The following is a 12,691-nucleotide window of genomic DNA, read 5'->3' on the forward strand; positions in this document are numbered from 1 at the left end:
GTTGTGGCAGTTCTGGCAGACGGGGTTATGAGGCCCGGCGCGCGGTGAGCGGGTGCACCGTTGCGGCCGGTTGGTGGACCTCCGGGTTGACCAGGAAGCTCGGCGACGGGGGCCGTCCCCCGGCCCGTTTCGGTGTGGGCGAGTCGAGCTGGCGGAGGTAGCCGTGTGCTTCGAGCATGGACAGCGGCGGGTCGAAGTCGGCGGCGGTCGGGATCTGCGATGACTTGAGCGCCCGGAACACTTCGCGTTTGGTGAACGCTCGGCTGCCGGTGCGTTCGATCCACGCCAGGACGGCCCGCGCGTTGCGGGTCGCGGTGTCGGAGCCCATGTCGTCGAACGCGCCCAGGGCGTGAGCGGCGTAGTACTCGCCGATCAACGCGGCCCGCTCGATGGTGTCGACTTCGACGGGCTTGCCCCATCCGTCGCGCAGCTGCTCCGCGAGATGGATCAGCCCAGCGATCCGGATCACCGCCCCGGTGTACTTGCTGCCCCAGTCGACGATGTGCGACCAGGCGCCACCCGGGGCGAGCCGGGGTTCTACTTGCCGTTCAATGTTGAGCACGGCCTCGTTGGCGTCGGGGGTGAGGACCAGCACGGCCGGATCGGTCCACTCGGCGAGCGTGAGAACCAGGGCGTGAAGATTGGCCGTGTACTCCGCCGCTACCTCGGTAGGGATAGGATCCGCACCGATCTTCCGTCGTCCTACGGTGTTCTCCGGGACGGCGAACAGGATCCGGGCCAGCAACCCGAGTCCCCGGAAGCCGGGCATGCCCGCGATGTCCCGCAGAATCTCCGGCTGCACCGCGAGTCCCATCGTGAGGGCCGGTTTGTCGACGTGTCCGCCGTCGCGGGACAACCGATCGACGCGCATCATGTCCCCGGCGTGGCCCTTGAGGAACACCTCCAGGTTCGGGGTGCCGGAGTAGCGGCCCGCGATAGTCGCGAAGATCCCGCCCTCCGGCGACAGCACGGCTAGCCGGCCGCCTTGCTCGGCGAGGATCTTCTGTGCCGTCTCGCTGGTCACGTCGTCTGCGACAAGTTGAGGCTTGACCGGGATCGTGATCGCCTCGGCGTTCATCGCGGCGGCCGTCGCCTCCGCAATCAGCGTGTCCCGCGATGAGCCATCAGCGTTGGCGGCGGCGAGCGCCGCTTTCTCGGCCGCTTTGCCCGCGGCCTTCGCGGACAGCTCAGCCTCGATGATCGCCGGAGCGGTCCGCTCCGCGAGAGCCTTTTCCGCCATCAGGATCGGGCCGACCATCGCCGCGAACACGGCGCTCTTACGGGAGCCAGGCGGTAGGACCACGACCGTGAACAGGTTCGTCGGCTCCCTCCAGGATCCGCGTACCTCGACTTCGGCGCGGCCACCGGCCGCCGTCGACAGGCAGGCGAGCGCGATGCTCCCGGCCGCGTCGATCGGTGTTTGGGTGAACTCCGCGACAGCGGCCACCTGCTCGGCCACCCAGCCCGGTAACAACTCGGCCGGGAAGGTGGGAAGGTGTCGGCCCCTGCCGAGCGGGATCAATGGCGACCAGCCGCCCGGCACGTCGGCATCGTCGAGCATCGCCCGACCGGCCGCCACCATGTCGGCCGCATCGGCGCCGGATGCGGCGAGCTGGGCGAGCTGGGTGCCGAGGTCGGCGACCTTCCGCCGTTTCGCCAGGTCGGCGACGATGCCCGCGTAATGGCCCGCGTTGGCGGCCGACGGAACCTCTGCCGTGAGGGTGTGCAGGTAGGGTGCCCCGCCCATCTTGCCGAGGTCGCCAGCCTCGGCCAGGTCGGCAGTCACGGTGATCGGGTCGGTCGGGATGCCGGCCGCGTGCATCCCGCACATCGCCTCCCACAGCACCCGGTGCGCCGGGCGGCCGAAGTCGCCCGGCGTGAGGTTTGCGGCCAGGTCGGCCATGAGGGTGGGGATGAGCAGGGCGGCACCGATGACGGCCTGCTCGGCGGCCAGGTCGTACCCGGCTTGTGTCACCTCGGTTCCTCTCGAAGTCGGGGCTACGGCGGTCAGGCGGTACGGCGGCTGATCGCCGGACGTTGCTCGCGGCCGGTCAGCCGGGACAGCCGCGGGAAGACCTCGTTCAGCAGTTCGCGCATGATCTGCAACGCGGTGGCCAGCTGCCAGCGGGCCACCTTTTCGTTGCTGTGCAACGGAATCCGGGCGCGGATCTCGATGTACTCGACGTCCCCGGCGCGGATGCGGGTGAGCCATGCTCGGCCGCCGATCTCGTCGGCGGTGATGTCGGGCGATCGGTGTTCGGCCACGCCGCAGCGGTGGTCCTGCGCGCACCAGGTCGTGTGCGGGGTCTCGCGGCGGGATAGTCGGGCCATGATTCGGGTGGCCATCAATGGGTGCCCTTGTCGTGGGTCTCGCGCAGGCTGTTGAGGATCCGCCGGCCGACCCGTAGGCGGCGGCCGTCGCCGCCGCAGCGGCGGCACAGGCCGAACGCGCGGCCGAACGGTGACCGGCGTTTCCCGGTGCCTTTGCAGCGTCGGCAGGCGCCGAACGGCCAGATCCAGCAGCCGACGCCGTAACACAGCGTGGCGAAGAGCAGGGCGAGGATGAGCAGGCCGGAAAGGCTGGCGGTTGGGGTTGCGGTCGCGGCGAGGGTGGGCACAGCAAGCCTCCACAGGCAGGTTTCAGGGCTTGAGCTGGGGTTGGGCCGACCCGCGACCGGCCGATGTATGGCCTGACCAGTCCGGTCGCGGGTCGGGTCGCGTTGACGCGACCGGTCGCGGCTGGTCCGCGACCTTCAGGCGGCTTTCCGGCGGCCGATCGCAGCGTCGATGTCGTCGGTCTTGGCGCCCTTGAGGGCTTTGCCGTTCCGCTTGACGTCTACGCTGCGTACACCGAACGCTCGGACCTGAGCTGAGATCGACTCAGCGGTCACGTCCGCGTATGCCTCCGGCAGCCGGTCGGCGAGCCGGGACGCGATCTCTTCCCATTGGGCGCCGGTTTCGGCCCGCTCGATCACGCCGCGCACATCGGCCAGGACGTCCCGCGAGGTCCGGGTGACGTCTTCCCCGGCCGCCATGCCGGTCAGGGTGCCCGCGGCTTCCCGCAGCTTCCGCGCGGCGATCAGGATCTTTTCCGCGTCGTCCGCGTCCGCGAGGTACGTCCGCACGGTCGGGGTGGCGTCGGAAGCGCCGCGCAGGATCCCGACGCCCTTGTAGGACGGCAGCAGGGTCGAGCTGTCGTGTCCTTCTGAGTACGCCCCGGACCCCATCACCAGGTCGGACACCTGCCATGAGCCGGTGCGCAGGCTGAACCGGACTTGGTGGTTGTCGCGGAAGGACACGAACTGCTGGGCCACCTGTCCCGACCCGATCCCGGACGGCCGCTGTGTGGCGTCGACGAATCCGACGCCGGCGGCCGGGGCGACCTTGACCAGGTAGACCAGCAGCGACGCGATCTCCTTGGAGATGTCGCCGAGGTCGAAGTACTCCTGGAACTCGTCGAGGAACACGAGCCGGACCGGCATGTTGTACTGCGGATCCCGTGCGATCTCCCGAGTGAGCTTGCCCTCCGGGCAGATATCGACCGGCAGTTTCGAGAGCCGCTCGTATCGGTCCTGGACGTCGGCCTTGATCTCTCGCAGCGCTTCCAAGGCGATTTCGGCGGGGTCGCCGTCGCGGGTCATTGCCAGGCCGAACGCGTACCGGTCGGCGACCAGGGCGAACTTTCGCCAGTCCGGCTTACCGCCACCGTCCAGGACGGTGAGCTTCACGTACGGGTCAAGAGCGGCGTACAGGGCCAGCAGCCGCGCGGCGAAGGTCTTGCCCTGCCTCGGTTGTGCGCCGATCAGGATGCTGTTCCACAGCAGGTCGACGAACACCTTGTTGCCGCGCTCGTCGAGGCCGAACGGGGCTGGCTGCCATACGTCGGTGGGCTTGCACCGCAGTAGCGGGGTTCGGCCGGCGCCCTGCGAGAGCGGGTCCCGGTCGGCCACCCACAGCGTGTGCCGCCGGTGGGAGGTGAAGTCCCGGCTGATGAAGACCTGCGAGATCGCCACGTCCAGCCCGGACGCGATCGCGCCGCGCGCTTTGACGGCCTCGTCGAAGGTCTTGCCGTACGGCAGGTCGATTGACACCTGAGATCCCGTGCCCGACGGGTCGCGGGCCATGGTTGAACCGAAGCTGATCTGCTGATGGGGCTTGTCCGGGTGCCCCAGCCCGGCCGCGTAGTAGGCGCGAAGGATGATGTCCGGGTTCACCCGCCGGAACCGCCCGGCGACGGTGGCGGGGGTGATGATCGGCCGGTCATCGGGGCGGCCGACGTGCGCCAGGAATCCGACCACACCGGCGGCGACCAGGGCGAGCGCCCACCACGGGGCCGTGGCGTACAGGAGCGGCCCGCCGATCACGACTGTCAACGCTTCGGCGCACAGGACGATGAACCGCCACATCCGGGTGGCCTTGACCTCCCGGTGCAGCTTGAGCCACATCGCCGGATCGTTGGCGTCGGCGGTGGCCTGCCGAAGCGCGTACTGCTCGGTGACCCACCACCACTTCAGTTGCCGCCCGGCCAGCCGGAACATCCCGACGATGGCCCAGAACGCGGCGAGGATCGCGTACTTCGGCGAGCGCAGCGCGTGGAAGCCGCAGCGGTAGGCGAACACCGCGAGGGTCTGCCGGATGCTGTGTTTGATGTTCGGCCACGTCGACCAGCCGACCGGCACGATCGGTACCCGCCCGGCCGCGCCGGACGGCGGCGGGTCAACGGGCATCCCGCCGGCCGACGGCGCCTCGTCGAGGGTCACCTCAAAGTGGGTATCTCCCGCCCCAGGAGTGGTGCGGCGGGTACGGGCTTCGTCCAGGTCGACGACCTCGGCGACGTCGCTCTCTGCGGCGGTCCAGTCAAACTTGTTGTCGTCAGGGGGCGGGTTCTGGGGCACCATCAGGTTCTCTCCAGTGGGCTGTTGGGCTTGCGGGAGGGACCGGCGGCACGGCGCTGCTTTGGTCGGTTGAGCCGTGCCGCCGGGCGGAGTCAGGACGGATAGGTCGGTGGGTTCTCGCCGGCGATCAGGGCGTCAAGGGCAGCGGTCATGTACTCGGTGACGTTCTGCCAGTCCGCGTCTCCGTCGAGTTGGCGTTCCGCCCAGTCGCGCAGTGACCGCAGATCACCGCGTAGCGCGAGCAAGGTGATTCGCCAGTGGTTTACGTCGTCCATGAGTGCTCCTTTGCGTGATGACCGGGCTAGGCGGCGGCAAGAACGGGGATTTCCGCAGGGTCCGGGCCAGTTGGTGACGCGTTGGTGACGCGCTGCGCGGCGAGGTGGCGACGCGCCGTCGACGGCGAGACGCCCGCCTTCTCCGCGATGGCGACGGCCGAAGCGCCGGGCATCTTCGCGGCTACCTTGGCGACCTTGGCTGCCGACGCCGGACGCGGAGTGACCCGCTTGACCGGCACCTTCTCCACTGCTGGCGCCGGATCAGCAGCGACAACCGACGGCGTATCGGCGACAACCGACGCAGGTGCGCTCACCGTCGGTGTCTCGATGACCGGTTCAGTCATGGAGCGGATCCGACCGCCGATCTCGACCAGGCTGATCGAGGCGACCACGATCAGCCCGTCGACGCTGAACGGCAGCAGGAACGGTGACGCCCCGGTCTCGCCGTAGCGAGTGGCGACGCCGGCCATATGCCAGTAGGAAACCCACGCCGCGATTCCAGCGATGACCGCGGTCGCAGCAAGCCGGGCGTACGAGGCCGCTCCCTTGCGAACCGGCACTCGGGAGATCAGCTCCACCGTCAGCAGCAAGGCCATCGGTGACCATGCCGAAATGGCCTGGCTGATCGCGTTGTCCTCGGCGTGCAGCACGTTGCCGGCCAACGAGGCGGTGATGCCGAGCGTGAAGACCGCCCGCACGGCCCAACCGATGCGCTTCAGGCGTTCGAGGTCCTGGCTCATCAGGCGACCGCCTTCCGAGCGCTGGTCCGCGTTGCCAGGTCGGCGGCAATGCGGGTGACGTGTGCCTCGGCTCGGCGCAGTCTGCGCCAGTCCAGGGCAGTCGGGCCGCCACGGTCGGCGGCGTTGATGATGGTGATCTGAGCGTCGAGTACGTCCAGGTCGGCGGCGATCAGCGGCCACTCGGCCTCGATCGCGTCCAGGTCGGCGGCCGACGGCTCATCGGTGTCCAGGTGCAGCTTTCTCACGGGATTTCCTCCGGATACAAGGCCGGCGACGTTGGCGCGGCCTGCGGGAAGGTGAGGAATACGAGGCGGGTTGCGCCGATCGGCGCAACCCCTGCGACCTGAGGGGTACGGCGTGAAGCGCTGCCAAGCGCCGCACGTTGAGCGGGATGGGTGGACAGGTCTGGACGGCCGGACAGGTCGACGGCCGAACACCCGGGCAACCCCGCAGGTCACGTATGCAGTTCTCAATGAGCAATGAGGACTCGGCGGTGTCTCGGCGTGCGGCAACTACGTGCCGTCGTTCCGGTCCTTGCCGACCTCTTGGCTTGCCTGGCTAGTCAGGTTGCCGCAATCAACGTACGCATGCCTGGCTAGCCAGGTCAATACTTTTCGATGGAACTTCCCTTACTTGGCTAGTCAGAGATACCGTTATCTGGTGACTGACAACCTCGAATTCCTGGGTCAGCTCGACCCGGACGATCCGAAACAGGCTTCACAGCAGATTGCCAACAAGCTGCGCGCGGCCATCCTCACGCGGCGACTCGAACCCGGCGACAAACTGCCATCGCAGCCCGAGCTAGCGACCCGCTACGGAGTTGCCCGCGAAACCGTGAAGCGGGCACTCGAAATCCTGCGCACCGAACGGCTGATCGTCACCCGCCAGGGCAGCGGAGCCTTCGTCCGCGCCCAGACCCAACGGGCGGTAGAGCTGCGCCCCCACATCGAAGCCACCTTCGAACGCCCGCACGTCACCATCGACTTCGCCGGCTTCTCCGGCGAGACCCTGCGAGACGCACTAGCTGGCGCACTCGACAAGGTCAGAGTCGGCCGGCTAGCGCCGGAGTCGATCGCCGTACGTGTCCTGATCTCCGACATGACCGCACCGATGGCCCTGCCATCACGGGCCGAAACACAGGCCGACGATCCAGCCGTACGCGAACGGGCCGAACGCATCACCCGCCGAGCCGCAGACGGCATCCTCGACCAGGTCGCCGAGCTGGGCGACCTCGGCCTAGTCCACTCCACCAACGTCGAGGTGCGCATGCACCGAGCCTCTCCCCTGTTCAAGCTCTACATCCTGAACAACGAGGAGGTCTTCTACGGCTTCTACCCCGTCGTCGAACGGACCGTCTCGATCAAGGGTGAGCCCACAGCCATCTACGACCTGATGGGCAAGGACGTGCCCCTGTTCCACTACGCCGTGACCGACGACGACACCTCGCACGGCACCCAGTTCGTCGAGGCGTCTCGCCAATGGTTCGAGTCGATGTGGTCGACGATCGCGTATCGGTACAACGGATGAGCGCCGACCTGGCTCGGCTCATCGCCGAGACCGACGCAATCCTGTTCGACTTCGACGGCCCCGTGTGCAGCATCTTCGCTGGCTACCCGGCACCGAAGATCGCCGCGGAGTTGGTCGAGCTGCTGCAACGTCGCGGCGTGAGCCTGCCGCCGCAGCTGGCCTCGGAGACCGACCCGCTCGAGGTGCTGCGCTGGACGGGATCGGCCGCAGAACAGACGCTCACCCGAGCTGTTGAAGATGCTCTCCGCGCAGCAGAGCTTCGCGCCATCGAGAGTGCCGCGCCCACCTCGTATAGCCGAGAGGTCATCGTCGCGGCACGGCAAGCCGGCCTGCCGGTCGCGGTGGTCAGCAACAACTCCGCAGAGGCAGTGACCGCCTACCTGGTGGCACATCGGCTAGCCGGCTACGTCGCCCCCATCGTCGGCCGGGCCTACGCCGATCCCGCACGGATGAAACCGAACCCCGAGCCGGTCCTGCAGGCCGTCCGGGACCTCCGCGTTCAGGCAGCCAAAACCGTCCTCATCGGAGATTCCCTGTCCGACATCGAGGCCGGCCGCGCCGCCGGAGTCCGGACGATCGGCTACGCCAACCGGCCGGCCAAGGCGACCGTGTTCCAGGAGGCGGGGGCGGATGTGGTGATCGACAGCATGGGACCGCTGGCCGCAGCGCTGATCACCGATACCGGCGACTGAGCCGGGCGGCCGCACCTATGCGCCCGGCGAATCCTTCACATAGACCCCGACGCCGGCGAGTGTCTCGGTGATGCCCTTGACCCTTAGGATCTGCATCGCCCGATCGATGACCGGTGCAGTCACGTCGTAGTGTGCGGTCAGCTCACGACGACTCGGCAGGCGCGAGCCGGGCGGAAACTCCCCAGCTTCGATCCGCTTTTGCAGGTCGTCGGCGATCTCTTCATACCGATAGCGTGGCGGCACGGTGTTCTCCTCGGTTGGCATCCCGAGTAGATCACCTATAGCTAGCCATTGACTAGCCAACGCTAGCTATGGCAGGTTGTCAGTGGGCAACCTCGGTTGGCGCTTAGGTAGCCCAGGTAGCGCGGTAGCCCGGCGGCGGTCTACCCGTGGTCGAGACGAAGGCCCGGAGCACTCACATTGCCCCGGGCCTTCGCCTTTGCGCACATTACGCGCCAGGCACGCTCGCCTAAGCGCAGGCGTCAAGTCGCACGTAACCGCCGCACCACGTTGGCGCCTCCACCGACACGACCTGCCAGCCGTTGTCTTCGCGGGTCTTAAAGCGCCAGGTGTATTCCTCGCTGCTGTACGCGATCGCGCGGCCGTCGGTTCCCCACCATGTGGCAGAGACCTCGGTAGTTACCTCGGCTCGACCGTCTACCACCTGGCCGACGGCTAGGGCGCCGAAGTCGAGCCGTGACGGCGCTGGGCTGGTGTTGTCCATGGCCTTGCGGTAGGCGCGCCATTCCGCCAGAAGGTCATCCTGGTGGTCGTTGTCGAGTATGGGAAGCAAGCCATCCTCGGTGTTGTAGCCAAGCGCCATGAGGTAAGAGTCGGCCGCCGCGTCTGGAGATGGCGCACCACGGCTCGCTTCCATGGTTTGACGAAGCACCCAGGCAGCCGGCACGCCGACCACCGTCCCTCCGCAACAGAACAGCAGGGTTGGCAGAAGCACGAACGTCGCCCACCGGCGAGGGACAGACCATCCACCGAGCCTGCGCACGGCTCGGCTCTCCCACCGCAGATAGCGGCCCTGGAAGCCGGCAACGCTGTCCACCCAACGGCGCACGTTCGCGATCATGCCGAGAATATAGTCACGATGATCGATCCGGGTCGGGCATTTGCATCCCATGCATCGCGGCCCGCTCCGGTCGCGCCGATCACCAGAGACGTGCCGCAGTGCGGTTACTGCCGTCGATGTATCAACCGGAGGCAGGGCCCCGAGTAGATAGATCAATCGGCAGACACTTTCTGGCTCTGCTCGACTACTGTGTGCGCATTGCTGTCGGATGGAAACTGGAGTCCATCGTGGCGGGTGGTAGCAGCAACACGTTCTCCGACCTGTTCGCCGAACTCGCCCAGCTCGGCCGGGAAGCGTCGCTTCTTGACAGCAGGCTGCGAACCGCGGCCGCCTCGGTGGTGGAGTCGTCCGGTCGGGATCCCTCTGGGCAGGTGCGCGTGGTCCTCACCGCCGCCGGGCGGATCCACACTGCCGAGGTCGCGCCGGGATGGCGTTCCCACCTGACCGCGAACAGCCTCGGCACTGCCGTGCTGGCCGCGTATCAGGAAGCGGGCAAACGCCGCATCGAGACATGGGCGGCCGAGGTCGGCCGGACCAAGAACGAAGTCGTCTCGCCGGACGAGATTGCCCGGGAGACATCGAACCTGCCGTTGAGCAGCACCGATCCCACCAATGGTCCTGCGGTGGACACCGACTCCATTCGTGGCCTTTGGTACCTGCTGCAGGACGCCACCGACCGGTTCGACACTCTCGCCTTGGAAGCAACCGCCCGCAGCCAGAAGGCCACAACCGGTCGCGACTCCACCGGCCACGTCACCGCGACCTTGACCGGCGAAGAACTATCCGGCCTCGATCTCGACCAGCGATGGGCCGACCGGGCCGGCGGACAGGAGATTGGCACGGCGATCACCTCGGCGATCGCGGACGGATATGCCACGATCGATCGGCTCGCTGAACGATCGCTCACCCGCCAGTGGCCCTTCCCGGACCTGGACCGAATCACGTCCGATCCGGCCGCGCTCCTGACTGCTCTGGGCCTCCCGGTTCCACACACCGACGACGACCAGCGGAGGTGAAAGACGTGCCACCCCCAGACAAGCAACAAGTTATGGCCGCGATCGACGCACTACGCAAAGACGCGTCAACGTGGGATGCGGGCGCCGCGGAACTGCGGGACGCCGCCGGAGCCGCCGGCCAACTCCAGCTCAGTGCGATGCACTTCTCCTACCTGGCTGACCAGCTCGGCCTGACAGAGACCTACCAGCAACTCCAACACCGGCTGTATCGCCTCCTGAACGAAGGCGCCGACAACCTCACCGAGCTGGCCGGTGCGCTGCGGGCCGCCGCCGATGGCTACGAGCAGGACGAGGCCAACGCCGTGCACAGGATGACCGGCATCTACTAAACGGGGGACGACCGGCATGGGCGCACCACTACCGCTGTCCGAGGGCGAGTTAAACGACACCCTCAGCCGAGTCGAGGCCGGCCTAAACAGGGTCAACGACCTCAGCAACAAGATCGTTGACGCATGCAATCGCGTCGGCGCCTGGCTCGGCCCGTTCTGGGATGACGTAGTCGACCTGCTCAACCGGTTCGTCGACCTGGTGCAGAAGCTCGGCTCCGAAATCGGCAAGTTTTTCACCCAGCCTGGCGTGCCCTGGACGTTGTGGAACCACGGCACCGTCTGGACCGAACAGGTCGGCAACCGGGTCACCGGCCTCATGGCGCAAGCCACCACCGGCCAAACCGAAACCGACGAATACTGGCAAGGCCCGGCCGCCACCGCCTACCTCGGAACCCTGCCCGACCAGGCCAAAGCCCTCGCCGCTATCAAGGCCGCCACCGACGACATCGACGACGCCCTGACCAAAGTCGCCGGCGCCATCATCGCGTTCTGGCTCGGCGTCCTCGCCGCCATCGTCCCGTTCATCATCGAACTCATCACCTGGCTGACCGCCGCATCCACCGGCGTCGGCGCACCACCGGCAGCAGCCGGCGCCGGCGTATCGACGGTCAAGGTCCTCGGCATCCTCGCCGCAGTCACCACTGCCGCGATCGCCTACCTGACCGGCATCGCAAGCCAATACAAAGACCTACTGCAACGCGTCAACAACAACGACGGCTTCCCCCAGGGCTACTGGCCACGATCCACCACCGGACTCATCGCCGACGGCAGCCTCAACGACAACAACAACACCAACTGGCACCTCCGCACATCCTGACCGCCCAGAGCGCCGGGAGCACCTATGACCGACGACCGAATACAAGTACCCGATCCCGCTTTGGTGCGCCGCGCCGGAAAGCGGATGATCCCGGCCTTGATCGCCATCCTGATCCTCGCCGCGCCAATCACGATCTGGGGTGTTGCCCTGCTGTCCGCTGGCGAGCTACCCGGGCTTCCCCTGGCTGTCGGGGGCTTGGTGCTGGCCGTCGCTGCGGTGATGCTCACGATGTCAGGGTTGCGCGTGAGGCAGACGCTTCAGCAGAACACGGTCTCCCGCGAGTCATTGCGGAAGGCCCGCAACGTCGCCAGAGGAGTCCGCTTCGCGAGCCTAGGAACTCTGTTTGGACTGGTTACGTATGGGCTCGTCCGCGGGCTGTCTGGAGAGTGGTGGAGCCTGCTGACCGCACTGCTGGTCGGCATCGCGCTGTATGTCCTTGGGAACGGCGCCAGTAACGCAGCCAAACAACAGGAAAGAAGCCTTGTCAGCCCTGAGGTGAACACCTAGCCTCCGGCAGAGCGGACACCTGCCGGTATAAAGCGCTCCAGATCGCTGGAAGATCGGTTGCGGTCGGCCACTGGCCGGCCACGGGACACGGTCGGCCACGGGATACCTGTTCAACCTCCAGTACGTCTTCAAAGGCGCAGCTCGGGGATCGGCGCCGCCCGCGCTGCCCCAGACTGTCGCCAGACACAGCGATGCCCCCGCCACTCGGATCAAGCCGAACGGCGGGGGCAGCACGTTGGGTCCTACGTGCGGCCCAGACGCGGGGCGTTTGTCGTTAGTGCGTCGGGAAGCCGTGGACCAAAACGGCTATAGCCATGACCAGCTGTGCGGCTGACCAAACCAGCGTTGAAAGTCCCGCAGGACCCCAGCCGGATACAATAGAGCTGCGGTTCTGCGGGCATTTGCGTGCGCGGGGCCGAGTGCGGCGTTCGGGGGGACCATCCCCGGACGCCGCCATCTTGACAGCCCGCCTTCGGCGGTAGAAGTTCATGAGGACGATCGTAGCCTAGAAGCTCGCCCCAGGCGAGTGTAGGGCACTCTACAGCTTCTGTCAAGCGCTGCTTCCCACGGCACACGCTCTGAAGATAACCCTCCGAGCTACTAGCACGGTATGACCGTTTGTCCGACCGGCAATGCCAACTTCCAACGAGAGACAGCATGGCCAACACGGGATAGCTGACCTGCAGAGCGCTGCCTCCGGGGGCCGGGGCAGCGCCCCGGACCCTTAGCTCAAAGACCAAGCCTCCGGCGGGCACTCGGGGAAGACGGCTTCCTATCGAGCGCCGAAGGCAATCGGCTTGGATGGCCGGCGG

General features: G+C 67.2%; 15 protein-coding genes. 6 read left to right on the top strand and 9 right to left on the bottom strand.

Annotated elements, in window-relative coordinates:
- Positions 1-25 precede the first annotated feature (25 nt).
- From Ato02nite_RS46575 to Ato02nite_RS46605, 7 genes are all read right to left on the bottom strand, one after another.
- Positions 26-1,903 (bottom strand): YfjI family protein, encoded by a 1,878-nt coding sequence (locus Ato02nite_RS46575; protein ID WP_246608156.1) that lies wholly within the window; start codon positions 1,901-1,903, stop codon positions 26-28.
- Between the two features lie 104 nt (positions 1,904-2,007).
- Positions 2,008-2,346 (bottom strand): hypothetical protein, encoded by a 339-nt coding sequence (locus Ato02nite_RS46580; protein ID WP_213013164.1) that lies wholly within the window; start codon positions 2,344-2,346, stop codon positions 2,008-2,010.
- Positions 2,346-2,618 carry a hypothetical protein gene (locus Ato02nite_RS46585; protein WP_213013165.1) on the bottom strand — a complete coding sequence of 91 codons (273 nt, stop codon included), beginning with the start codon at positions 2,616-2,618 and terminating at the stop codon, positions 2,346-2,348. The genes Ato02nite_RS46580 and Ato02nite_RS46585 overlap by 1 nt, the downstream gene beginning before the upstream one ends.
- A 135-nt stretch (positions 2,619-2,753) precedes the next feature.
- A complete protein-coding gene (locus tag Ato02nite_RS46590) occupies positions 2,754-4,898 on the bottom strand; it encodes an HXXEE domain-containing protein (protein ID WP_213013166.1) in 2,145 nt (714 codons plus the stop codon).
- A gap of 89 nt (positions 4,899-4,987) precedes the next feature.
- On the bottom strand, positions 4,988-5,170 hold the full coding sequence (locus Ato02nite_RS46595) for a hypothetical protein (protein ID WP_213013167.1): 183 nt from the start codon (positions 5,168-5,170) through the stop codon (positions 4,988-4,990).
- Positions 5,171-5,196: 26 nt separating this feature from the next.
- Positions 5,197-5,910, bottom strand: coding sequence for a DUF2637 domain-containing protein (locus Ato02nite_RS46600; RefSeq protein WP_213013168.1), 714 nt, complete (start codon positions 5,908-5,910; stop codon positions 5,197-5,199).
- Entirely contained in the window at positions 5,910-6,155 is a 246-nt protein-coding gene (locus Ato02nite_RS46605) for a DUF6284 family protein (RefSeq protein ID WP_213013169.1), read from the bottom strand. The genes Ato02nite_RS46600 and Ato02nite_RS46605 overlap by 1 nt, the downstream gene beginning before the upstream one ends.
- Positions 6,156-6,570: 415 nt before the next feature.
- Between Ato02nite_RS46605 and Ato02nite_RS46610 the strand changes: the two genes are divergently transcribed.
- Complete coding sequence (locus tag Ato02nite_RS46610; protein WP_213013170.1) at positions 6,571-7,437, top strand: GntR family transcriptional regulator; 867 nt, start codon at positions 6,571-6,573, stop codon at positions 7,435-7,437.
- Positions 7,434-8,129: an HAD family hydrolase gene (locus Ato02nite_RS46615; protein WP_213013171.1), complete on the top strand. Its 696-nt coding sequence runs from the start codon at positions 7,434-7,436 to the stop codon at positions 8,127-8,129. Before Ato02nite_RS46610 ends, Ato02nite_RS46615 begins: the two co-directional genes overlap by 4 nt.
- Before the next feature lie 15 nt (positions 8,130-8,144).
- Here Ato02nite_RS46615 and Ato02nite_RS46620 read toward each other — a convergent pair whose 3' ends face one another.
- Both Ato02nite_RS46620 and Ato02nite_RS46625 read right to left on the bottom strand, forming a co-directional pair.
- Positions 8,145-8,393 (bottom strand): winged helix-turn-helix domain-containing protein, encoded by a 249-nt coding sequence (locus Ato02nite_RS46620; RefSeq protein ID WP_213013172.1) that lies wholly within the window; start codon positions 8,391-8,393, stop codon positions 8,145-8,147.
- 205 nt (positions 8,394-8,598) lie between these two features.
- Entirely contained in the window at positions 8,599-9,210 is a 612-nt protein-coding gene (locus Ato02nite_RS46625; RefSeq protein WP_246608155.1) for a hypothetical protein, read from the bottom strand.
- A 116-nt stretch (positions 9,211-9,326) separates the two neighbouring features.
- Here Ato02nite_RS46625 and Ato02nite_RS46630 point away from each other — a divergent pair, with 116 nt between their 5' ends.
- The 4 genes from Ato02nite_RS46630 (at position 9,327) to Ato02nite_RS46645 (ending at position 11,879) form a co-directional block, all read left to right on the top strand.
- On the top strand, positions 9,327-10,226 hold the full coding sequence (locus Ato02nite_RS46630) for a hypothetical protein (protein WP_213013173.1): 900 nt from the start codon (positions 9,327-9,329) through the stop codon (positions 10,224-10,226).
- Positions 10,227-10,258: 32 nt separating this feature from the next.
- Complete coding sequence (locus Ato02nite_RS46635; protein WP_213013174.1) at positions 10,259-10,555, top strand: hypothetical protein; 297 nt, start codon at positions 10,259-10,261, stop codon at positions 10,553-10,555.
- 199 nt (positions 10,556-10,754) lie between these two features.
- On the top strand, positions 10,755-11,372 hold the full coding sequence (locus Ato02nite_RS46640) for a hypothetical protein (protein WP_213013175.1): 618 nt from the start codon (positions 10,755-10,757) through the stop codon (positions 11,370-11,372).
- 24 nt (positions 11,373-11,396) lie between these two features.
- Positions 11,397-11,879 carry a hypothetical protein gene (locus tag Ato02nite_RS46645; RefSeq protein ID WP_213013176.1) on the top strand — a complete coding sequence of 161 codons (483 nt, stop codon included), beginning with the start codon at positions 11,397-11,399 and terminating at the stop codon, positions 11,877-11,879.
- Positions 11,880-12,691 lie beyond the last annotated feature (812 nt).

Origin of the sequence: Paractinoplanes toevensis (assembly GCF_018332695.1) — a bacterium.
Lineage (GTDB): Bacteria > Actinomycetota > Actinomycetes > Mycobacteriales > Micromonosporaceae > Actinoplanes > Actinoplanes toevensis.

What these genes read in the sequence shown, in the direction of transcription:
- Ato02nite_RS46615 (WP_213013171.1), top strand. Translation starts at nt 7,434, where the DNA reads ATGAGCGCCGACCTGGCTCGGCTCATCGCCGAGACCGACGCAATCCTG.
- Ato02nite_RS46590 (WP_213013166.1), bottom strand. Translation starts at nt 4,898, where the DNA reads ATGGTGCCCCAGAACCCGCCCCCTGACGACAACAAGTTTGACTGGACC.
- Ato02nite_RS46575 (WP_246608156.1), bottom strand. Translation starts at nt 1,903, where the DNA reads ATGGCCGACCTGGCCGCAAACCTCACGCCGGGCGACTTCGGCCGCCCG.
- Ato02nite_RS46620 (WP_213013172.1), bottom strand. Translation starts at nt 8,393, where the DNA reads ATGCCAACCGAGGAGAACACCGTGCCGCCACGCTATCGGTATGAAGAG.
- Ato02nite_RS46630 (WP_213013173.1), top strand. Translation starts at nt 9,327, where the DNA reads ATGTATCAACCGGAGGCAGGGCCCCGAGTAGATAGATCAATCGGCAGA.
- Ato02nite_RS46595 (WP_213013167.1), bottom strand. Translation starts at nt 5,170, where the DNA reads ATGGACGACGTAAACCACTGGCGAATCACCTTGCTCGCGCTACGCGGT.
- Ato02nite_RS46625 (WP_246608155.1), bottom strand. Translation starts at nt 9,210, where the DNA reads ATGATCGCGAACGTGCGCCGTTGGGTGGACAGCGTTGCCGGCTTCCAG.
- Ato02nite_RS46580 (WP_213013164.1), bottom strand. Translation starts at nt 2,346, where the DNA reads ATGGCCACCCGAATCATGGCCCGACTATCCCGCCGCGAGACCCCGCAC.
- Ato02nite_RS46645 (WP_213013176.1), top strand. Translation starts at nt 11,397, where the DNA reads ATGACCGACGACCGAATACAAGTACCCGATCCCGCTTTGGTGCGCCGC.
- Ato02nite_RS46635 (WP_213013174.1), top strand. Translation starts at nt 10,259, where the DNA reads ATGGCCGCGATCGACGCACTACGCAAAGACGCGTCAACGTGGGATGCG.
- Ato02nite_RS46600 (WP_213013168.1), bottom strand. Translation starts at nt 5,910, where the DNA reads ATGAGCCAGGACCTCGAACGCCTGAAGCGCATCGGTTGGGCCGTGCGG.